The sequence below is a fragment of the Pseudomonas sp. MAFF 730105 genome (assembly GCF_055380705.1).
Window position 1 is genome coordinate 1,607,674 of record NZ_AP018438.1, and the last position, 21,073, is coordinate 1,628,746.

Below are 21,073 nucleotides of genomic sequence, written 5' to 3' on the forward strand. Positions count from 1 at the left end.
CCAGAGTCTTTAAGTATCTGTAAGTGTCGATGCGGTGGGCACCCACGCTCCAAGCGCAGTGAAATTGTGGGATGGATGGTGGATGCTTTGAAGATAGCGGCGGCAGTCATCAGCATTGCCGTCGCCTTCTGGAAGACTTGATAAGAGGTGATGCTGACTTGCCCCGCTTGTATAGCGGGGTAAGAGCATTCAGCTTCAAGTCGGAGCGCGATTCTAGTGACGCCTTGCTGGAGGCTCGGGAACTTCCAGTATCTTGGCGACCTCGGCCACGACTGTGGCTGGCATTTTTCAACGCTTGAATAAGTGCGGTGACCTTTGCGCCTCGGCACCCACAAACGACTTCATTCGAATCATTCCTAAAGGCGTGCGCGCCGTTATTGACGCACTATAGGGCCTCTTTCTTGGCGGTGCTTGCAACCATGTCACTCAGTCAAAAGCAGCACGATGAACTCAGAGCCCTTCTTAGGGAAATACTGGGCAGCCAGAAACTCCGGTACACCGGGCCCCTGATCACTGGTCTACTGAGAGACCTCGGGCTTGATGACTGTCCAACAGCAACATCCAAAGCTGAGCGTCTGCGCGGTGCAGTCGATGCCTCCTCTGACGAGCAGGTTTTCACGGCGGCGCATCGCGCGCTCGGCATTTTGATGCTCATGGTTGGTGAGCGTGATGCCCTCCAAGAGGCACTTTGGCAGGGAGAGGGTTGCCCGGCAGTTCCTACTCGCTACCGGCGTGATTTGGCCAAGGGGCTTGATGCGCTACCGCTCTATACAGATCTAAATGGTTTTTACGATCTGCTCAGAGACCTATGGCAGGTGGAGGGTCGGGATATATTTGGCGTTTTTGAGCTAGGCTCCTCTCTCTTGGAAAAGATCGAGCAACATTACGTGAATAATCCCGATTGGGATGTGTTAACGGTGTTTGATAACTTAGGGGCATTCAAAGCGTCGGATGCGCGAATCTGTCGTTTCCTGGAAGGTCTGGCATCGTCATCTGTCCGGCCCGATGATGAGGCGCAGCGCGCGTTCATTGCTCAAGTCGATCAAGCACTTGCTCCCTGCGGCGTGCGTTTCGTAACCGCTCCTGGTGCTGATGGCTACCTAGTCGCAAAGCTGGTCTCTGCCAATGGGGGAGGCCTGCAATCCCCTAAAAACCTCATATTTGCATCGACACGCAAGCCTGATTTGAGGCTTGGAAACGCATTGGACAATGACGTTGAGGTCGTTACAGGTGCGGAAGACGTTCTGATCTACGACAGGCCTATCAGCCCAGCTGGGCTACTCTGGCGGGATCTCCAGTCCTGGTTTGAAAACAGTCGGGGGCTCTCTGCCGGTGAAGGCAAGGACGTTCTGTATCGACGCCTGCTTGGCTGTCTTCCCTCGGAGGTGTCGCCGGCTCAACGACTAGCCTTCACGACGTTCTATAGCACTTTTGGATCTGAGGTTCCGAAGCTTCCGGTATTGCTCCCTGAGATCTGGTTTCACTGGGACGCCAAAACCGTCGAACAGCGTGGCAAGCAGGCGCTACTGCGCTCCCGGATGGACTTCCTGCTGCTGCTGCCTGGTGGCGTGCGAGTTGTGATTGAAGTGGACGGCAAGCACCACTACGCCGAGCAAAATGGCCGTGCTAGTCCACAGCGCTACTCGGCCATGATGGAGGCTGACAGGGAGCTCAGGCTTGCCGGCTACGAGGTTTACCGTTTCGGCGGGTATGAGTTATCGCAGCCTGGCGCTGATCAGCTGTTGATGCAGTTCTGGCGATCACTCTTCAAGCGATACTCGGTTGCTGCATCGACACATGCTTGAGGGTTGATCAGCGACCCGATCAGAGCGTTGACCGGGTAGGTAGTAGGATGACTAAGTAGCCCGAGATATACGTCCGCAACGAGCGTATATGACCGGATGGCCGAGGGCAGCGCGCAGGGCGTTGCCTAGGCGATTACTACAGGCCGACCCAAGCTAACTGCCGTTGCCCAGAGGCAGTCCCTGTTTAGCTGCGACGCTCACTGGCTTTTAACATTTCATGAACGGCTTTTGGATAGGGCTTTAAGTAATGTTCGGTCATGTAGGCAAATGAGTGACCGAGCTGATGGGTGAACGGCTCGATCTCATGAGTAGCCGTGGAGACGAAAAGCCCTCGCCGTGCAATAAATGCCAGGCGCATGGAGTGTGGGGTGCGGTTTGAAGGTGGCAGTTGAGCTTGTCTTTCCCAAGACCTAAAAGTCTGCAACAGCTGCTTTGACGACATTGGTCGCTTCCGGTCATTACTCGGGAAGAGGTAGTCATCGGCATACAGATTTTCCGAGCTGATATACCTCGTGATCACCGCTGTATCTCCAAAGGGCAATGGTAGTTTCGCTTTGGTAATCTCAACGCTCGAAGGCATGTGGGTATCCACACTGGAGATTTGGGAAACCTTGGTGCCAAGGATTACGTGCCCACGAAGCCCCATCTCCAGCAACGCAAAGAGACTTTGATCGCGAAGGCTTCCTGAGCTCATGACAGCCTTCTTGATAGCATCAATGTCAGGGTGGACTCCCGAGTTCAACGGACTTGTGTGAAGTCCCGATCTCCTCTCCCGCGTGGTTGGGGACATGTACGACGGAATTTGAGATTCAGGGCTGATGGGAATCACACTGCAGGTGTCAGCCTGATTGAAATCAAGCCTTGGGTGCTTGAAAGTTCCGACTTGCAACCCTTGTGAGGCAGCCACTTTGAAAGTAGTGAGCGCTTTCAAAGGTAGCGTTTCGACCAGAGGCTCCAACGCGCTACGCGGTACGGAGCTGTCATTGGCTAATGCCAAAACCGAGGAAATCGCAGCCGCAATTCCCGCGCGCACGGCGCTCTCAGCAGGTGTTCGCGCTTCCAGAGGGCAGATGACGGACGCATTCCTGAGCTCGTGGTAATCGGCATACCCCAGCCCCTTGGACAAAGTCTCGTAGGCAAGGGAGAGCTGGATGGATGACTCACCTGGCCATCTATTCTGGATGCTTTTAGCAAGTTTCCTGAAGGCAGCTTGGGGCAGCAGATCTTTGGGATAGATCGGAACGCGCATGGCAATTCTCCAACGTCACGGTGTCGGCTGCCCGCTGACTATTGTCGAAGTGCGTGCGAAAGAAGGGGGAGCACCTGATGCGCAAAGGCTTTGCTTGCCGACCGCTCGATCCAGGAAAACCGAAGCGCGCAAGGTATCATCGTCCCGAGTGCTGATCAACCGTATGGGCTGGTGGTCACCGTCTAGGGGGGCGGTCGATCGCGGAGGTCGTCCTGAGTGACAGGCTATGTTTTACGCTAACGCTAGTGGGATTACAGGTTTATAGGGTTTTGTACATTGCCACCTAAACCCGTTCTCTGTGATGGATGGGGTGGGTGAAAGCGTACTAATATCGATGCTGGAAATTTCTTACCGTAAAAGGATTGGCATATGTGGGAAAAGCATCCAGACACTTGCGCAGCGGTTATTGATCCCGTAAATAAGCGAATATACGAATTTCGCAGGTCAATGCTTATCAATCAGATAAGCCGTGATACCGATAAAATCGCTAAAAGTTTTGATGCGCTACACAGTGCAGATCTTGAGAAAATGAGCGCGCTATTTGCCCACTGCTCTGCTATTTGGGCATCGGGGCTGATCAGGGCAGAGCGCGATGAAGATGATCTTCGAATGGCGTGTGCAGAGCTCCTCTCCAACTCACTGAACTCCATGGTTGGCGCAGCATACATGCTTCGCGGCGGGTTCGTTCTGCAGCCTGGGCCGGTCGTCCGTTCGGCCATTGAGTCCATGGCAGTGGCCCTTCACCTCATGCAGTTTTCGGAGGATTTCCAGAAATATCGAGAGCACAAGTTTGACTCTACGCGCGCAATTGCCAGCGCGAAGCGCGTATTCCCTCCGTTCGGCCAAATCTACGGGTTATTAAGTCGAGAATTTACTCATGTCGGCTCTTTGCATAAACAGCTTACCCCGATTCGTGAGTACACCGGCTCTGAGGAGTCGCTGCAATTGAATATCCAATTCCTGACCTCGGGGATATGGATGTGCTATGTGTCCTGTGAGCTGGTGTTTCTGGATGTAGTGAGCGAACCAAGATATTGGCGTGAACTGCCTGAGCAAGTAGAGGGGAAAACAGCTTACTCATACGAGCCGAGCGCAGAGGAAAAAGCTTGGATGGCCGACTTCTTGGGTTTGGATACCCCGTTCTTTTCTGAGAAATAACTTAGGCCAATCAGGTGCGCGCTTTGACGGTGAACTCGGGCTCTTGACGCTTCAGTGCTAGACGGGTAGTTGGACGCTGCCGCCGAAGCGGGACTACCCTCAGGTTGTGCAGCAGTTCGAATCAATTGCTGAAGGCTTGGGCAACTCACTAAGTGGGAAGGGGACGCTGGACAAGCTCAACGACTTCTAGCGTCTTGATCGCCCCTAATTTCCCTATGCCCTTGGTGACTAGGTCTGCATCCACTTCAGCTATGCACCTAGTTGAAATGAGGTGCTAGAAGCTCCGTTGGTCGTCGCCAGACGCGCCATGAGCTTCGACGTGCTCGTTGTAATTGTTCATAGCTACGCGTTTTTTCTGCAGCCATGCCCACTCTACTCCCTGGCTTCAGGACTGTCTGGCCCTTGGGCTGGGCTGATCGGGACATCTGGGCTTTGATCAGGGGGCATGGGTTCGGCCTGTGGTGCTTTGGGCTGCTTTGATGATATGCAGCATCTCAGTGTCGAAGCGACCGTAGGAAGGCGTCTACTGTGCGTTCGACAATCTGCTCGATTTCCTCGCGGGCAAGCGGTTCGCTGTTGCCTCTGACCTGTTTCCAAAGAACCCGACCATCAAGCGTTTCCATGAAATCGCGGGCGGCAGTCTCAGGCTCTTGAACTGCCAAGACACCTCGGCGTGCCAGTTCAGCGAGATAGTCGCTGATGACGGTCATTGCCGGCGCCTGGATAACCTCGTCAAAGCGGTCAGCGAGCACGGGGAATCGTCGACCTTCCATGATGACCATACGCAGGAAGTCGGCTGCTGACGGGCCTGACCAGAAGCACGCGAACTCAGTGGCGATCTGTCTGAGGCCATTCCTAGGGTCGGCCAGCGCGCGCTCATCGGTTGCAACGTTCATGACCGGGAAGGCCTTCCACATCCGCTCTGCTACGGCGACGAAGAGCGACTCCTTGCCTTCGGGATATCGGTTGTACAGGGTCTGGCGAGTCACCGCTGCAGCCTTGGCGATCTCCTCCATACTGGCTCCCTCGTACCCGTGCTCAATGAACATCCTGCCCGCAGCGGCGAGAATCCTGACGGGGCGTGACGCGCTGTCGCCAGGGTTGAGCAAGTCGTCGACGGGAGAAGAGGTGGCCACGTTCATTTCGTTTACCTGTGCAGAATAGGTTAAGTGTTACTGAAAGAGATGCGATCCGCCACCCATGTTTCGCCTAATAACTTTACTGGGGTGTAAAGAAAAGCTGCTTGGGCTACGGAGTTTGGCGGAACAGCTTAGTTGCTGTCGGATTGTTTGGACATGGGCGTTTGTGCTGCTGATGCTCTTCCGTTTTGGTGGCGGTTGATGGCAGATGCTCGAGGTTAGTACCTATAACGAGCGGAATTATTTTCGGATAGGTAGCGACTCAGGGCGGTTCAGACTCTATCATCTGCTCATCTATGCATAGGAATTAAAAATGGATATTAAAGCTCGTTTCGATGCAATCGATATGTGTGAAAACGTACTGCGTGAAGATTATAAATATAACTTGTAAAGTGAGACTTGGCCCAGTGATAATCGGCTCATCGAGGGTCTGCTGGGTCGCACCAGTGAGCTTACTGATGTTTACGTCGAACTGCATGGCGAGCTGGCTGAATAGTCGAGGGCTCTGAAGTCGTTCTTCGATGTTTTCACCACGGCGGCTTACTCTTGGAGTCCTGAGAAGATCAAATAAACTCGTAAGGATAGGGAGGAACTCACGGACTTGAATGTGCGGATTGCAAACGTTTCAGAGTTGCTCTCGGATTTGCTTTCGCGTCGCACTGAAGTTAAAGAGATGTCAGGTTTTACCAATGATGCTTACTATCACATCATGGATGTCGTTGAAGATGCTTCTGAGAGTAACGGGCTGTTCAGGTCTCTCTTGAAGGGGATGGTGGATAAGTTGACCTATCAGTATGACCTCAAGTACTGGCCCTCTATGAGTAAAGTGGTGGAGCTCATTGGGGTTAATGCGGCCAATGCAGTAATAGTGGCAGATGACTCCGCTACGAGTGCAGCAACTGTAGTTCTTCGTCCTGGGCTGGCAGACTTCTTGAAAACATTTGAAGCGGAACTTGATATGAACAGGGTAAAAAACATCGGTTTCATTCCCGATGACTTCTCACTGACCGATCGTTCGATGGCGTCCTTGGTCAATTGTGGGCTTGAGTTGGAAGCTGACGATTTGACCGATGCCAGCTTTGTGAAGCGCTACCGCCAGCGTGAGCGTGAGAGTAAGGTCGGGCAGGCGAAGGACGACTGAGCTTCGAATTGGGTGTTGGGTGGTCGTTTTAAGTTCGGTCGATGTCTAGGAGGATTTTTGGGAGGGTGAGCTGGCCAGTCCGCTCACTCCCCGTTCAAGATTCTGGGTCGGTGGTGAGATCTGAGGCGATCCCGGTTTGACACCGAAATGAGCTTTTAGGGGTGTATTGGGTGGCAGCAGGAAGGCGACAGTCAGTCAATGCGCCTTTTTGGACGGAGTCGACGGTGCACCAAATTTTGGTGGCTTTTTAGAGGGGTTTGAGGGAGCAGAGCTGGAGGGCTGCGATGAGGCTTTGATGGGCTTGGGGAAAGCCCCTGAAAGGCCCGTAAACGCTGGCTGGAAGGTGGAGCGGGTAGAGGGAATCGAACCCTCACCGATAGCTTGGGAAGCTATAGTTGTACCATTCAACTATACCCGCTTTTTCTTGCCTTCAAGGTGCACTAAAACGACGTGTCCAATAAGAACCCTCGTTATCAGCTTGGGAAGCTGAATCGCGTGGAGTATCAGAAAATACTAAGGTGTCTCGGTTTGTGCTGAAAATCCTTATAAAACAATCACATAAATATGGGATTCTAGTATCGGTTCGTATCAGGTAATCTGCTGTTGATTCCGGCCAACAGACACCTCGAACAGACACCTTAGCATATGCTTACAGACAAACAGATACGATCGCTAAAACCCGGCGAGGCAGACTACACCCGATCCGATAAGCGCGGCTCACGCGGCAGCGGTGTTCTTGTCGTCAAGGTCAAAACCACTGGAGTCAAAGAGCTTTATTACGTTCGCTATGTCCAGCAGAAAATCCGCCGAAAGAAACTGGGCAATTGGCCGGATTTGTCCTTATCTGATGCGAGGCTGTTGTGCAGTGAGGCTGCAGAGACAGATGCTTCTGGTGGTTCGCTCTCGTTGCTCCTCGATTCCTATGTGGCAAAGCTTAAGGCCGAGGGTGCAGCCTCGCACGATGATGTGAAATGGTCGTTCAAGAAGTACGTCACTGAGCCGCATGCTGAGATTGCGAAGCTGCCGGCAGCGCTGGTGGAGCCTGGCCACATTAAAGACATCCTTTCGAAGATGATTCAGGATGGTGTGACTACGTTTACGAACCGAGTCAGAGCCAGGCTACATGCGGCGTTTCAGCACGGGCTCAATCAGGAGAACAATCCTCGGGAATATCTGAAAGAAGGGATTCAGTTCGGGCTCAAGCACAACCCTGTCGCTGGTGTGCCGGTGCAGAAGGATTGGGAGAAGCCGGGAGAGCGAGCGCTATCGGCTAAGGAGCTGGGCACGCTTTGGAACCTGCTGCCGGAAGAACTTAGTATCGTGACATCTGAGTTAATCAAGTTTCTAATCGCAACGGGGGGCCAGAGGCCCACCCAGTTGCTGGCCTCGGACCGGAGTATGTACCACAAGGATCACATGTTGATTAGGGATGCAAAAGGCAAAGCGGGGGAGCGCACCGCGCATGTTGTGCCGCTTAATAATTTGGCGTTGGCCTGCTTGAAACGATTATCCATGATCACTGCCAACGATCCGTATCCATTCGCTGGCAAGGACCTAAACGATTCTATACATACTAATTCGCTATCGAGAGCAGTCACTAAGCTTTATTCAAGGAATAAAGATAGTTTCACAGGGCCGTTCACTCTTAGGGATATCCGCAGGACTTGTAAAACCTTGATGGGCGTAGCGGGCATTAGCAAGGAAATTCGGGACCGCATCCAAGGGCATGCGTTTTCAGATGTCTCATCAAAGCATTATGACCGCTACGACTATTTTAAAGAAAAACTGACCGCCCTTGATCTTTGGGCCTCATGGTTGGAAACAGAGGCCAAAATCAACAAGGGTGGAGGTTAGGCACTGTAATTTCTACTTCGGCGTCAATAATCGATTGAGGGCGTTGGTGATTTCTACTTCGTCCTTAAGAGCCTGTGACAAGCGGTCTGATAGTTCGCCGAGCACCACGCGAACGCTGGCCGCGTAGCCTAGACAGTCTTCATCAGAAAGATTATGGATTCCGTCACTCAATGCTCTGTATAAAAGTTTCAGTGGGCTGTGGCCGTTAATAAGTAAGCTTTCGGGCATCGCATCTTTTGCCATGTCTAGTGCTTTTGTAAACTGGGTTTCCAGTAGAGCGGCGTTCAGGATGTCTACCTTTTCTTTCGGAGCGCCAATTTTTTCAGATACTTTTACGATTTCTTTAAATATTCTATTTTTTTGGTGTTCCACTACACGCCGATAATAAACAAATGCTCCGACCCCCAAACCCTGATTTTCACACCTTCTGCCCTTTAAAAAATTATCTCTGTCAGGGCCGATTAGTTTTAGTAGTCTTGCTGCAACGGGAGGGCCGAATACCGGATTTTCACCATACTTTATCAAGGTTCCGCTATATTCTTGGTCTTCTCTGTAAGCCGTAATGGCATATATTTTTTTATGTTTTTGGCAGTTTGAGCAGCGATAGATTATGAAGCAATTAGTTGTGGTTTCCGCTCTTATTGAAGTTCTATCTCCATCGATGCAGCGATGAAAACGAACGCCATTACAAGACTCTTCTGAACAATGAATCTGTATTTCAGGTGTTTTTAAGTAATAGTGCTGGCTGCCACCATTCCACTTCAAATCCATTAAGTCATGGATGTGCGCTATCTGATTTGGTGGGGAGGCTTCTAGGAACTCAGCGAAAGATTGCGATAAAACCTCGGTAGTTTCGACTATGGTTTCACTTGTCATAAGGCTATCCGAACATAAAAATGCGAAGGCCATATGTAGCGCCTCCGCACTGTTTTGTCCAACACTGCAATTGAATTCAAGCTGCTGTCTTCACTTGCCAATCTGTTGGATCCGCTTGCCAGGATGCAATTTCTGATGCTCTCCAGCCGACTCGCCCTGGTGAAATACGGACTTGAGCCGGGAACCGTTTTGCTTTCACTTCTCGCCAGAGTGTGGCGTGTGAGAGCGACGTTACCGCAAGTACCTCTACCTCCTTCAAATAACGATCAAGGGTGGTCATGCCGCCACCTCTATCAACTCATAATCGGCCCGATCTGTATTGGCGCCGATCAGAGCCATCATCGGCCATGGTGATACAGAGTTACCCACCATCAGTACCTGGTCTTTCTTGCTGAACTTCCGCCCGTCGTGCCCATGGTCAATCACATAGTTGTCCGGGAAGCCCTGGGCACGGTAAAGCTCCCGAGGCGTCAACATGCGCATGCCAATGTCGACGATGACGTATGGCGTGTCCTTGATCACCACGGTAACCAGGGCCAGTCGATCCCGTGTGGTGATCGTGGCGGCCGGGTCGCGCAGGTCGTAGATGTTGTCGGTGCCGTAATACCCCATCAGGAAAGCGGCAACGCGCAGAGCGCCTTCCTCCACGTCTGGTGCGAGTGTGTACTCGAGCAGCGCGTGATGTTCTGCGCCGGCACAGATCGTTGAGATCGGCTCATCCATTGCGCTGCCCACACAGTTCTTGCGCAGGGTGAGCAGATTAGCGGTCACCAACTGTTGTTGGCTGCCCGTGGTGGTTATCGCTGTCAGAGGCTGGTCTGGGTGCCGTCCCAACGTTTCGTTGAAACCACCGTTGTGCTGTGCGATGTAGGCGACGGCGAGCGCGAAGTGCCCGCCCTTTACCTGCGCACAGATTGTCCCCAGCGGTGCATCAGCTGGCATGGTCCGCTGGGATGTTGCGTTGGCGTGCTCTGTGAGGAAGGGCGCGACATGTGGCGTCACCAGGGCGAAGCCATGCGCGCCAGTGATGGTTTTGGTCGGATCTTGCACCGACTGGCATCGAGCTATGTCGTTGCCTGAATGGTTGACGCTTACGATAAACGGGTCAGCATGATCGACCACATAGCGAAGGGCACCTTTACGCACACGCTCCATGGTCTTGCCTGCCAATGGCCGGCGTACACCAGCAGCACGGCCTTCTTCTTTCGTCAGGAAGATGCTCGGGCAGGGGATTGACCAGTCGATGCAACTGGCTGCGTTACGCCAAGCTTTTTGGCCTTTTGCGGGGGCCTTGAAGTGGGTCGGCTCCGGCCAATACAGTGGCTTGCCATCGCATCGAGCGACCATGTACAGGCGTTCACGTGTGGTAGCGGCGCCAAAATCACAGGCTTTTAGCTTTCCATGAAGAATGTCATAACCCATGTTCTTGAGGATCTGCAGGAAGCGGCGCCAGGTCTTGCCCTTACGTTTCGGATCAGGCACCAGGTATTGATCCTGAACCGGAACGCGTTCGCCTGGTGCGGCCACGCTGCCATCGCGTCGAACCACCCTGCCGGTGGTTTTGCATCGCTTAGCGATCAGGGGGCCCCATTGCAGGATCTGCCAGACGTTTTCCATAGTGATGAGGTCGGGTTTGACCTGTCCGGCCCACTTGACTGTGACCCACGACAGGGAGCGGCTGGCACTGCTGCGTGGTTGACCTCCGGCGGCAAGGCTGTGATGGGTACATTCGGGGCTTGCGTGTAGGTGTGCGACGGGGCGGCCTCGTGTCGCCTTTCGGGGGCACACCTCATAGACGTCCGAGATGTAATGCTCTGCGCCTGGGTGGTTTCGCTTGTGCATGCTGATGGCTTTGGGGTTGTGGTTGATCGCGATATCGACGGCTTTGCCCGTGGCCATTTCTTGGCCCATGGTTGCGCCTCCACCACCTGCAAACAAGTCGACGCGGATCTTGCCCATGAGGTCGATGCCGAATTGCGTGATGACGGCAGTGGTGATTGGAGTTTGGGAAAAGGCTGTCATTCTTCCGGTCCCTCCAAAAACTCAACACAAGACACCCATGGCTCGCCGCGATACGTGTTGGTCCGGCTGCTGCAGGGGTATGCATAGGTTGATTTCCCAGTCACGCAGTTCACGACGGTCAGTTGATGTCCATTTCTGTCGTGGTTTTTTACGCGTGCTTGAAAGGCCCCTCGAGAGTGGTGAACCCTCACCAAACAGCCATGGGGATAGACCTGTTGCATGAAGTTACGCTGTGCTGCGATTGCTGCGTCTGCAGCAAAGTCGAGCTTGAGCATCTGTTGGCGTTGTTCGTTGTTCATGCGACGTTGCCTCCGTGCGTATACCCCACGGCAGGCTGCGCGAGCGGGCGATCCTGAGCGACTAGCGTTGCTTCCGTGTGCGCTGCCCCGCGCAGCTTTTCGTGGGGTATAAGCGCCTCGGTGGTGCTGCTGGGAAGAGCAGTAATGCCTGCTGCTTCGCAGCAGAGACTGTTTTTTACAGGCGCGTCGACCCTGCTAGCGCTGCGGAGCAAAGCGGCCTGGGATTGGGTGTGGTTCTGTGCTTGCTTCATGCCGCTTTCCTCCGGTGTTCGATAGCGAGTTGGTCCATCAGGCGCTGGTGGTAGGTGAGCCGGGCTTCGGTGGGTGACCACGGCCGGATGCGTTCGGGCGTGGGTTCGATGCCGATAAGGCAATCCCAGATAGCAGGGTCGGGTGGCATCAAGTCGCGGCGTTCGGTGGCCAGGGCGATCAGGTCGGCTTGGGTGACGGATACCGGCAGGTCCTGATCGAGGCTGAAGCGGGTGCAAATGCGGTCCCAGATCCAAGTCTCGACGTCCTGGTAGGCGTGCATCCACTGTTTGAGCGGCCGCACCATGTCGCCGATGTAGGCTTCGGTGGCGTCGTGGAGGAGGGCGGCGAGCTTGTGCTCAGCCGGCACCAGATCCGCAACCAGACAGCTATGCTGGGCCACGCTGTAGAACTCGCGGGTGTGGCCGTTGAAGCGGCACAGGTGAGCCAGCGAGTGGGCAATGTCCCGAGGGTCGATCATGTCGGCGTCCGGCTCGAACAGGTCAAAGCGTTTGCCGGTTTGGGTGAGGATCCAGTTCATGCTGCCTCCTTGACCAGGTCGGCGAGCAGCAGGGCGTTCTGCGTGTCCTTGTGCAACTTGCGCAGGGCGTCGTAGCCTATCAACAGCGACAGTTGCCGGTCGAACTCTTTGCGGAATCGAGTCACTTCGCGAAGTTCGGCGGTGGCTTTGGCGTGTTGCTGGTGCAGCTCACCTGCAGCCTGTGGAGTCAGGCGTAACATTGGGGTGTGGCGGCTCACGCAGCACCCCCTACAGTTTTCTGCTTGGTGGTGGCGTTTGCTTGGTGTTCTTGCTGGAAATACAGGGAAGCTTTTTTTGCGTCGTCAGTTCTGAGAAAACTACTGCCAGGCGCTATTTCAACCTTTGCATCGACTTTTATCTCGACGGATTTAAGTAAATCAGCCATGGCGAGGGCCTGGTCGCGAAGAGTGGTTGTTTCGCGAGTGATGGCCTTGCCGGTACGCAGTGCGTTGAATGTGGCGGCAGCTATCCGCAGCTTTTCCGCAATATCAAGTAGTGTCTGGCGAGCAGGTTCCCCGAGTTTCGAGGCCGCCAAAGCGCGTTCGTAATGGGCGTAAAGTTTTTTGTGTTGGTCTCTGGCCTGATTGAGGGTGTGCTCAAGGTTGCGGATCTCTTCCCAGTTGTCAGAGCGCTGAATGGCTTTGCCTTCATCCATTCCGTCTTGAAATCCAGCGCAGCCGCCGACGTCATAGCCTTCGCTGTAGCCCTCGGTGCGGCCATTGCTGAAGCCGTTCCGGTAGGCGATCCAATAGACGGCACTTGTCGATAGGGCGATTGCTATCAGTGCATAGATTTGAATTGCAGTCATGTGGTGTGCTCCTGGTGGTTTTGGGTGGCTGGTGGTGGCAGCCTTTACTGTTGGGTTTCTTCAGTTGCGTCGGCCTGGGCCTTCGCGTGGACTTCGTCGGCCTTGTAAGCCTGGATGTCGATCAGTGCCGCGACGTGGCGGATGTGCGCGTACTTCGGTGCTTTGCGGCTGCTGTCCAGCGTGGTCACGGGCAGTTGAATGCGGCCGCTGGTGATTTCGGCTGCAAATGACTGCTCGTTGAGGTTGCGGAAGTACTGCACGCGCAGCTTTTCGAGGGGGATAAGCACGTCGCCGAAGGTGCGATACAGCAGCTCGACGGTGGCCGTCTCCGGTGCTGGCATCAGGCGCAGCGGGTTTTGAGGCTGGCTAGTCATGAGGCTTTGGGCTCTCCATGCGTTTGTTTCGGGCCGGGTGATTCCAGGCATTCAGGCAATGGCGTTTGGTCAGCTCGCGCAGATGCTCCGGCACCTCAAGGAGCGCAGCATTGCGCTCCTCTCGGGTGCGTAGGGCGATGATCTGGCGGGCGTATTCCCTAGGCCACGTCACGGTTGTCTGCCGGGATGGCAGGAAGGTCGAGGCCCAGTTGCTCTGCTAGCCAGGGGATGCCGGCCTGCCGAACGCGTGTCGATTGGCTGTACTGCATGCCCAGCGTGTCGTGGTACCAGTTGCTGTCCTTCACCCGCAGGTACTCACGGTCACGAACGGGAAACGCCGGCAGGTTGCGGTCGGTGAGCAGGCCTTTCTCACGCATGAGCTTGATCAGGGCGGGTCGGGTCAGGCCGAAGTGTTTGGCGGTCTTTTCGAGGTTGCGCTCCATGGCATACCTCCTAAGCTGCGTGCGCGGCGGGTGTCGCCAGCGCAGCCAGGTGGTTGATGGATTCGCAAACCTGCTCGTACATCTCGGCGTCGGTGCCGTACACGGTGAAGCACTTGGTCCGCGGGCTTTTGACGCCGATGCTCATGACAACGGTGATGCCCGAGCGTGTACGTGTCCGGTGCACGGCGAGCCGGATCGGCAATTCAAAGCCCAGGTCCAGGTCGATAAACCCACCTGTGGAAACCAGTCTGTAAACCTGTTCCCGCTGCTGGCTACTGAAAGCGCCGTACTCGCGTTCAGCATGTCGTTTCATCTGGGGTTCGCCTGTCAGGTCAGAAGGGCCGTTGATGACCTCCTCAATGAAGTCGGCGAGCTTCAGGTGAGTCTTTTTGGTGTTGTGCACGGTCAGCGTGTGGCGCTCTGAGCCCAGCTCAACGGTGAAGGTGCTGTCGGTCTTGTTGCGTTCAACTTTCAGCCGAAACGCCAACACATCGCGTCGGTACAGTCGCCGAAGGGTGTGATTGAAAGTCCCGCTCAGGTTCACCTGGGCGCTGAGCAATGTCAGTGTGCGGTTGTCGATCAGGAATTTGCTCATGCTGCCCGGCCTCCGTCGTTTGGATCGAAGGAAGTCGGTGCTGTACGGGCATGTTGCTTAGGTTTGGATGGGATGAAGGTGCAGCCGTAGATACGGGCCAGGCGCCTTACTTCGAAGATGCGGGATAGGTCGGCAACGGCCGGATGGATGTGCAGGGATGCTGTGGTGTGCATGGTTTTGCCTCGCTCTGTGGTGGAAGAGTGAGGCAAATATCACGTGTTGTGTTTGTTAAGTCAACACGTACTGTGATTATTTTTGGGGTTCATGCGTGAACCGTGATGATTTAAGGATGCCGCCGACCAGATGGACCTTCATCACTTCGTGCTGGTCCAGGTGCAATGGGCTGTGGTCCTGATTGACGCTATCGAACCGATACACGCCTTCTCGTAGATAGATGAATTCCTTGATCATCGAGCGGCCATCATAAGTCTGAACCATGACTTCATCGCCGGTAACATAGGCTTTATTCGGTTCTATCAGGACGTATTCTCCGCTTTTGATTCGCGGATGCATGCTGTCGCCGATTACCCTCAAGCCATAAGCATTTGGGTCATCGCTGAAAATATGCAGGTAGCCATCACCGTGGCCTACCGGGAAATCTAAGGCTTCAAAATAGCCGTCCATCCCTAGTTTCGCTGTGCCTACCACTGGCACCACTCCTGTCTTCGCGGGGCCTATCAGCCTTGCCGCCCCATCGGAAGAGTTCGACACAGCTATCGACGCATCTTCATGTCCTGCTAAAGCCAACTGTGTTGAGTTCGTGCCGCTAATGAGTTCTGCCACCGTAACCCCTAATGCAGGGGCTAAAAGGGCCAGGTCCATCAGGTTTGGCTCCCTGAGATCGCTCTCATAGTTACCTATTCGAGATTGAGACGACCAGCCGCAGACCTCCGCTAAAGCCTTCTGGCTGATGCGTTTCTGTTTCCTAAGTCGCTTGATGCGTGAGCCTAAAGTATCCATGGGGATTTTTTATCACGTAATGAAATATATTTTTCTCACTTATCGTGTTGAGTAAATCACGTAATGTGTTTATTCTCTGCGCTGACTAGAGGAGTCATTCCATGAATAACATCGCTCGCCTCAGGAAAGAGGCACAAATAAAGCAAAGAGACCTGGGGCAGGTGCTGGGTTGGACGCAGGCTCGTTTGAGTAACTACGAGTCAGGCAATCGGATGCCTGGGTTGAGTGATTGTCGCGCCATAACGGCTGCACTGAATCGACTCGGGGCTACCTGCACGCTCGATGATGTGTTTCCTCCGGAGCCTGTGCTGGCACGCGCAGCTTAGAAAAAAGGCGACCCAAGGTCGCCCAGTTCCTCCCGGCACGCACCACCACAGCGCTGCCGGGTCGCGATAAAGGTAGGCGGGCACACCACATGCAAACCACCTCTCTTTATCGCGCTTTCCCAAGGCTCGGAAGCCTTGGTGTTGCTGCCTTTTCCACCACAGATTGGGCAGCTGTTGCGCCAGGGGTGAGCAACGGATTGCTCGCCCCGGCACGGTGCCGGTGTCGATCCCTAAGATCTAGCCGGCGTTTGGGCCCTTTCAAGCCACGCGGCAAATGTATCACCACTGCATGTCGCGCGGCACTGGCAACTTATAAGGATTAATGCCATGAGCCGAATCGCTCTAAGTTGCGTCGAACGAGCACAGCGGGAAGTCCTGCCGCTCGATCTGGCGCTTTACCACGCCGCACGGGATTACCCAGGTGGTGCCGCTGCAATCGCCGCCACCACCGGCCGAAACCCCACCACCCTGCAGCACAAGCTGTCCCCCACGCACCCCAGTCACTCGGTGAACATCCAAGAGTTTGGCGAGATCCTCGAACTGACGAAGGACAGACGCATCCTGGATGCGGTGCATGCCTTGGTCGGCGATACGATCTGGCATGAGCTGTCTGAGGTGTACACCACTGACATGCCGGAAACCCTGACCATCGGTCTTGCAGAGTATTTTCGGCAGGTGGCTGACCTGGCCGATACCTGGGCCAAAAGTATTGGCGATGGTGTGGTCAGCGATCATGAGTTGGCCGCGATCCGCCTGCAGGTGTTTCGAGGTATCCAGGGGCTGCTGGGATTGTTCAACCGCGCCACGTACGTCAACCACACAACGCGGGGTGACGGCCGTGGCTGACATTGCTGATTTCGCCAATGACCTGGTGCAGGAGCGCATCGATCAGGCGCTTGCTGCTCGCAGTGCGTTCAAGCCGGCATTGCCTGGGCATTCGTTGTTGTTCTGTGAAAGCTGCGATGATCCGATCCCCGAGGCACGGCGACTGGCCCAGCAGGGCTGCACGCAGTGTGTGAACTGTCAGTCCATCGACGAGATGCGGGAGGCTCGTCATGCTCGATGACGTGCTGAATCAATTTGCGGACTTTGGTCTGGATCCCGCGCAGCCGCTGATTTACGGCAAGCTGACTCGATGCAAGACCGCCCTGGATAAGGGCAAAGAGAAAAACGGCTGGTACGTTCTACACGAGCACCACACCGAGAAGGGCGAAACCCTGATCTTCGGTGCGTTCGGCGACTGGCGTACAGGTGAAACGCAGAAGATCAAGGTAAAGCCCGGCCGGATGACTCCTGAAGAGCGTGAAGTCATGCGCGCTCGTCAGGAGGAAGCCAAGCGCAAGGCCGCCGAGAAGGCTGCCAACGCTGCCCGTCGAGCGGCTAACCGTGCCGCTGGTTTGTTCAAGCGGATGCCCGAGAAAGGCCGTAGCGTCTATCTGGATCGAAAGCAGATCGTGGGCCTGGGTGTTCGTTATGCTCCGCGCTCCGGCGCGGTTTTGGTGCCCATGCAAAACGCTCGGGACCAGATCGTCGGATTACAAGTGATATTCCCCGAGAAGCAAGAGGACACCGGCCGCGACAAGTCTTACTGGCCCTATGGGATGGCGAAGGAAGGCGCCTTCCACCTCATTGGTCCGCACCCTGAGCCGGGCGAGCCGGTGTTGGTGTGTGAGGGCTATGCCACCGGTGCAAGCCTGCACATGGCGACCTCGTTGACGGTCGCCATTGCCTTTGATGCGGGCAACCTCATGATGGTGTCCAAGGCAATGCGCGAGCGGTTCCCGGGGCGTCCACTAATCATCTGCCGGGATGATGACTGGAAAACCAAGCGCCCGAATGGCGATCCCTGGAATCCAGGTGCAGAGAAGGCCAACAACGCGGCTACGGTTGTAGGTGGTCAGGTAGTCGGCCCTATCTTTTCGGTTGAGCGAGAGGACAAGTGGACCGACTTCAACGACCTGCACTGTGCTGAAGGATTGGAGGCGGTGCGCCGCCAGGTACTGGCGGTGGTCAAGCCACCTGCAGCGGGCGGTTGGAAAGACCAGTTGGCCCGCACGGAAAACGGCATGTTGATCGCGCACATGCAAAACGTAGAGCTGATCCTGGGCAACGACGAACGTTGGGCCGGTGTGATTGGCTTCAGTGCGTTCAGCTCCAAGATCGTCAAGCTGCGTGCTGCCCCATATGGCGGCGGTGTCGGCGATTGGGCTGATATTGATGACATGCTGGTCATGAAGTGGCTCGCGCAACAGTACAACCTGCGGGTCAAGGCGAGCAGCGTTATCGAGGCTGTCAGTGTTGTCGCGCATGACCATGCCTTTCACCCTGTACGCGATTACCTGAATGGCTTGGAGTGGGATCGGGTACCCCGGCTCGACACCTGGTTGACAGACATCATGGGCGTAGCCCCGACGGATTACAGTTCCAAGGTAGGTAAGCGCTGGATGGTCTCGGCGGTCGGCCGGGTGATGCAGCCGGGCTGCAAGGCTGACTCAGTGATGATCCTCGAAGGCGCACAGGGCGCCGGTAAATCCACGGCCATGTCGGTGCTGGGAGGTGCCTGGTTTATGGATACCCCCTTCGCCTTGGGCGACAAGGACGGGTTCCAGGCGATTCGCGGCAAGTGGATCGTTGAGCTGGGTGAACTGGACAGTTTCAACAAGGCCGAGTCCACCAAGGCGAAGCAGTTCTTTTCGGCCTCGACTGACACCTACCGCGAGAGCTACGGCCGCAGAACGATGGACGTGCCACGCCAGTGTGTTTTCGTGGGTACGACGAACCAGGACGAATACCTGAAGGATGCCACGGGCAACCGGCGTTATTGGCCGGTGGCTTGTACCAAGGTCGACCTGGAGAAACTGCGCGAGATCCGCGACCAGCTGTGGGCCGAGGCGATGTTTTGCTATCAGTCCGGCGATATCTGGTGGGTCAACCGGGAGGAGGCGCCATTGTTCGCCGAGGCCCAGGAAGAGCGCTTTGTGGTGGATGAGTGGGAAGGCCCCATCCTGGCTTGGCTCGAAGAGTCTCAGATTGGCGAGACCGCAACCGGCACCGACATTCTCCTGGGTGCTTTGAAGCTGGACTTCGGCCACTGGGGCAAACCAGAACAGATGCGAGTCGGGGCGATCATGCACCGGTTGGGTTGGCGCAAAGTTCGGCTGCCTGCTTTGCCTAAGAGTGGTGTCCGGCCCTGGGGCTACAAGAAGCCACAAGATTGGGGCAGGGCATCGAATCTGAAAGTGCAGCCGGTCGAGGAGCCATGTTTCGATGATTAAGGAGATCGATGCGCGGCTGCGCAAATGGGCCGAAGAGCTGCACAGCGACCTCAGTGCCGGCGGTCTTGCCGGTGGGAACATGGTCGCCATGATGATGGAGAGCAATGGGCAGTTGATTCGAGGCCGGCGGGCGTTCCGTGCGCCGTTGGAAGGATCGTTGGATATCGAACTGATTGTGACCAAGCACCTCGATACGGCGCATGAACAGATCGTTCGAGAGCACTACTGCAACCAGGACACCGACATGCGCCTGAAATATGCCCACTGCGGCTGCGGGCGTGACACGTACTACCAGCGTCTGCACGACGCGCACCTTTGCATCTATGGGCTGTTGATGGGGATCGCTGCTTGATCCTTTCTGCGTCCGTGGCTGTCCTACCGGCTCGCCTTGTCCCACTGCTGTTTGTTGCAGTTGGACAAGCGCGGGCCGCGCTGTTGTTGGTCTGTCCTACTGTCCAACCTTCCCGCACGTCCCGCCCATGTGTGAGCGTAGCGGGAGCGCATACGCGCCCATGGCGCGCAGGCGTGTTCTTAGTTTTTTCTCTTTACGTGAGAGAAGAGGAAATAAGGTAGGACAGTGGGGCAGGCCCCGATTCTAGGCGCCTGTAGCTGTCCTACTTCGACGCGAGATAGTGGGACAGGAAGGACCGCGCCCCAGGCGCTGGAAGCCGCAATAAAGATATTCGCCGACATTGCCTAGGCGTTCACCAGACATTCACCGGGTGGCATTAAAACAGGCTTGCTGCCACCGGAATCGACCTGTAAAAAGTACTCATCTTCGATAGGTGCGACCGCATAAAGCGGCAGTCACCACACACCAAACCCGGCCCTTGCGCCGGGTTTTTGCATTTAAGGGGCGGGGCAATGACGAACGAGCAGCAAGCGCTGGCAGAAATGCCGATCTGGTTAGTAATTCTCCTGGCCTTGGTCGGTGGCGTATCGGGGGAGATGTGGCGGGCCGACAAGGACGGGGCGCGGGGCTGGGTGTTGTTGAGGCGCCTGGCACTGCGGTCCGGTGGCTGCGTTGTCTGCGGGGTGTCGGCGATGATGTTGATGATCGCCGCCGGCATGTCGCTCTGGACAGCAGGCGCCTTGGGAAGCCTGACGGCGATGGCCGGTGCTGATGTTGCCATCGGTCTTTACGAACGCTGGGCCGCCAAGCGGCTGGGTGTAGCAGAGGCACCACCTACCGCTGGCGGGCAGGGGTGATTATGGCGCCGGGGACCCTGCCGTTTTTCCTGGGGTACGGGGTCGCAAACCCGCGGGAAAGCGTTAGCGGCAGGGTTGCCAGCTTACTGAAATTCAACCCGTTGAAATTGAAAGGTCTGCATTGAAAAGCCGTTGAAAGGAGGGCTCATGACAGAACCACAGTACCTGTCGAAGAGCGCCTTCGCGGCCCGGATCGGCAGGGCACCGAGTTACATCACCTGGTTGAAAAACAACAACCGGCTGGTGCTCAGTGCCGACGGCAAACAAGTCGATGTTCAGGCCAGCGAAGCGTTGATTCGCGACACCGCCGACCCGAGCAAAGCCGCCGTCGCCGAGCGTCACCAGCAGGACCGGATTCAGCGTGACGTGTACGGCCAGCTTTCAACCTCGGTTGAGCCGACTTACACGGCTGCGCCGCCGCCCGCGAACACCCCTGCGGGGCAGCTCCCGGACTTCCAGAAAGCCCGCGCACTGCGCGAGCACAACCTGGCCCAGCTCGCGGAAATCGAGCTGCACAAAGCCAAGGGGTCACTGGTTGCATTACCCGCTGTGAAACTGGGTGCCTACAACGCGGGTCGCCTTCTACGCGATCAGCTGTTTGGCATGCCGCCACAACTGGCGCCGGAGCTGGCGGTCATGACTGACCCCTGGGAAATCGAAAAACACCTGACGGCGGCCTTACGCCGCACGCTGGAGGACGCGGAGCGCCTGTCCTCGGCGGACTTTGAGCACGCCCTGAACACGAGTTGA

Annotated in this window: 25 protein-coding genes and 1 tRNA gene; 11 read left to right on the top strand and 15 right to left on the bottom strand. The window is 55.7% G+C overall.

The genetic code is table 11. The annotated features are described in order from the left end of the window. The first annotated feature begins 419 nt into the window (after positions 1-419). Positions 420-1,805: an AbiJ-related protein gene (locus tag PCOSP_RS07155; protein WP_464710673.1), complete on the top strand. Its 1,386-nt coding sequence runs from the start codon at positions 420-422 to the stop codon at positions 1,803-1,805. 184 nt (positions 1,806-1,989) lie between these two features. On the opposite strand, the gene PCOSP_RS07160 is transcribed toward PCOSP_RS07155, so the two are convergent. Further along, positions 1,990-3,054, bottom strand: coding sequence for a tyrosine-type recombinase/integrase (locus PCOSP_RS07160; RefSeq protein ID WP_464710675.1), 1,065 nt, complete (start codon positions 3,052-3,054; stop codon positions 1,990-1,992). A 369-nt stretch (positions 3,055-3,423) separates the two neighbouring features. On the opposite strand from PCOSP_RS07160, the gene PCOSP_RS07165 reads away from it, so the two are divergent. Beyond that, positions 3,424-4,212, top strand: a complete 789-nt coding sequence (locus PCOSP_RS07165) for a hypothetical protein (protein WP_464710677.1) — start codon at positions 3,424-3,426, stop codon at positions 4,210-4,212. Positions 4,213-4,486: 274 nt separating this feature from the next. On the opposite strand, the gene PCOSP_RS07170 is transcribed toward PCOSP_RS07165, so the two are convergent. Then, on the bottom strand, positions 4,487-4,573 hold the full coding sequence (locus PCOSP_RS07170; protein ID WP_464711888.1) for a hypothetical protein: 87 nt from the start codon (positions 4,571-4,573) through the stop codon (positions 4,487-4,489). 133 nt (positions 4,574-4,706) lie between these two features. Next, positions 4,707-5,354, bottom strand: coding sequence for a TetR/AcrR family transcriptional regulator (locus PCOSP_RS07175; protein ID WP_464710679.1), 648 nt, complete (start codon positions 5,352-5,354; stop codon positions 4,707-4,709). Positions 5,355-5,952: 598 nt separating this feature from the next. Here PCOSP_RS07175 and PCOSP_RS07180 point away from each other — a divergent pair. Further along, on the top strand, positions 5,953-6,492 hold the full coding sequence (locus tag PCOSP_RS07180; RefSeq protein WP_464710681.1) for a hypothetical protein: 540 nt from the start codon (positions 5,953-5,955) through the stop codon (positions 6,490-6,492). A gap of 344 nt (positions 6,493-6,836) precedes the next feature. On the opposite strand, the gene PCOSP_RS07185 is transcribed toward PCOSP_RS07180, so the two are convergent. After that, positions 6,837-6,910 (bottom strand) — tRNA-Gly (locus tag PCOSP_RS07185). A 227-nt stretch (positions 6,911-7,137) separates the two neighbouring features. Here PCOSP_RS07185 and PCOSP_RS07190 point away from each other — a divergent pair. Next, a complete protein-coding gene (locus PCOSP_RS07190) occupies positions 7,138-8,346 on the top strand; it encodes a tyrosine-type recombinase/integrase (protein WP_464710683.1) in 1,209 nt (402 codons plus the stop codon). A 12-nt stretch (positions 8,347-8,358) separates the two neighbouring features. On the opposite strand, the gene PCOSP_RS07195 is transcribed toward PCOSP_RS07190, so the two are convergent. From PCOSP_RS07195 to PCOSP_RS07245, 11 genes are all read right to left on the bottom strand, one after another. Further along, positions 8,359-9,255, bottom strand: a complete 897-nt coding sequence (locus PCOSP_RS07195) for a hypothetical protein (RefSeq protein WP_464710685.1) — start codon at positions 9,253-9,255, stop codon at positions 8,359-8,361. A 43-nt stretch (positions 9,256-9,298) separates the two neighbouring features. Then, entirely contained in the window at positions 9,299-9,502 is a 204-nt protein-coding gene (locus tag PCOSP_RS07200; protein WP_464710687.1) for a helix-turn-helix transcriptional regulator, read from the bottom strand. Continuing rightward, entirely contained in the window at positions 9,499-11,244 is a 1,746-nt protein-coding gene (locus PCOSP_RS07205) for a DNA cytosine methyltransferase (RefSeq protein ID WP_464710689.1), read from the bottom strand. Before PCOSP_RS07205 ends, PCOSP_RS07200 begins: the two co-directional genes overlap by 4 nt. Continuing rightward, entirely contained in the window at positions 11,241-11,543 is a 303-nt protein-coding gene (locus PCOSP_RS07210; RefSeq protein ID WP_464710690.1) for a hypothetical protein, read from the bottom strand. Before PCOSP_RS07210 ends, PCOSP_RS07205 begins: the two co-directional genes overlap by 4 nt. Before the next feature lie 247 nt (positions 11,544-11,790). Further along, complete coding sequence (locus PCOSP_RS07215; RefSeq protein ID WP_464710692.1) at positions 11,791-12,333, bottom strand: phosphohydrolase; 543 nt, start codon at positions 12,331-12,333, stop codon at positions 11,791-11,793. Continuing rightward, the gene (locus PCOSP_RS07220; protein ID WP_305468020.1) at positions 12,330-12,551 is read right to left on the bottom strand and encodes a hypothetical protein; all 222 of its coding nucleotides are present in this window, start codon (positions 12,549-12,551) and stop codon (positions 12,330-12,332) included. Before PCOSP_RS07220 ends, PCOSP_RS07215 begins: the two co-directional genes overlap by 4 nt. Then, on the bottom strand, positions 12,548-13,141 hold the full coding sequence (locus PCOSP_RS07225; protein WP_464710694.1) for a FliH/SctL family protein: 594 nt from the start codon (positions 13,139-13,141) through the stop codon (positions 12,548-12,550). Before PCOSP_RS07225 ends, PCOSP_RS07220 begins: the two co-directional genes overlap by 4 nt. A gap of 44 nt (positions 13,142-13,185) precedes the next feature. Continuing rightward, positions 13,186-13,515, bottom strand: a complete 330-nt coding sequence (locus PCOSP_RS07230; RefSeq protein ID WP_337349359.1) for a pyocin activator PrtN family protein — start codon at positions 13,513-13,515, stop codon at positions 13,186-13,188. 158 nt (positions 13,516-13,673) lie between these two features. Continuing rightward, positions 13,674-13,958 (bottom strand): phage antirepressor KilAC domain-containing protein, encoded by a 285-nt coding sequence (locus PCOSP_RS07235; RefSeq protein ID WP_072348346.1) that lies wholly within the window; start codon positions 13,956-13,958, stop codon positions 13,674-13,676. A 10-nt stretch (positions 13,959-13,968) separates the two neighbouring features. Further along, complete coding sequence (locus PCOSP_RS07240) at positions 13,969-14,553, bottom strand: hypothetical protein (protein WP_464710696.1); 585 nt, start codon at positions 14,551-14,553, stop codon at positions 13,969-13,971. A 249-nt stretch (positions 14,554-14,802) separates the two neighbouring features. Beyond that, positions 14,803-15,513: an XRE family transcriptional regulator gene (locus PCOSP_RS07245; RefSeq protein WP_305442994.1), complete on the bottom strand. Its 711-nt coding sequence runs from the start codon at positions 15,511-15,513 to the stop codon at positions 14,803-14,805. Between the two features lie 101 nt (positions 15,514-15,614). On the opposite strand from PCOSP_RS07245, the gene PCOSP_RS07250 reads away from it, so the two are divergent. The 7 genes from PCOSP_RS07250 to PCOSP_RS07280 all read left to right on the top strand — a co-directional run bounded on the left by PCOSP_RS07250 (position 15,615) and on the right by PCOSP_RS07280 (position 21,073). Then, a complete protein-coding gene (locus tag PCOSP_RS07250) occupies positions 15,615-15,839 on the top strand; it encodes a helix-turn-helix transcriptional regulator (protein WP_135846614.1) in 225 nt (74 codons plus the stop codon). A gap of 327 nt (positions 15,840-16,166) precedes the next feature. After that, positions 16,167-16,685 (top strand): phage regulatory CII family protein, encoded by a 519-nt coding sequence (locus tag PCOSP_RS07255; RefSeq protein ID WP_043042002.1) that lies wholly within the window; start codon positions 16,167-16,169, stop codon positions 16,683-16,685. After that, the gene (locus PCOSP_RS07260; protein WP_014339657.1) at positions 16,678-16,905 is read left to right on the top strand and encodes a TraR/DksA family transcriptional regulator; all 228 of its coding nucleotides are present in this window, start codon (positions 16,678-16,680) and stop codon (positions 16,903-16,905) included. Before PCOSP_RS07255 ends, PCOSP_RS07260 begins: the two co-directional genes overlap by 8 nt. Continuing rightward, on the top strand, positions 16,895-19,114 hold the full coding sequence (locus PCOSP_RS07265) for a VapE domain-containing protein (RefSeq protein WP_464710699.1): 2,220 nt from the start codon (positions 16,895-16,897) through the stop codon (positions 19,112-19,114). The genes PCOSP_RS07260 and PCOSP_RS07265 overlap by 11 nt, the downstream gene beginning before the upstream one ends. Then, a complete protein-coding gene (locus tag PCOSP_RS07270; RefSeq protein WP_464710700.1) occupies positions 19,107-19,466 on the top strand; it encodes a PA0613 family protein in 360 nt (119 codons plus the stop codon). Before PCOSP_RS07265 ends, PCOSP_RS07270 begins: the two co-directional genes overlap by 8 nt. A 512-nt stretch (positions 19,467-19,978) precedes the next feature. After that, positions 19,979-20,323, top strand: a complete 345-nt coding sequence (locus PCOSP_RS07275; RefSeq protein WP_134923547.1) for a phage holin family protein — start codon at positions 19,979-19,981, stop codon at positions 20,321-20,323. Between the two features lie 147 nt (positions 20,324-20,470). Next, positions 20,471-21,073 (top strand): terminase small subunit, encoded by a 603-nt coding sequence (locus PCOSP_RS07280; RefSeq protein ID WP_460159748.1) that lies wholly within the window; start codon positions 20,471-20,473, stop codon positions 21,071-21,073.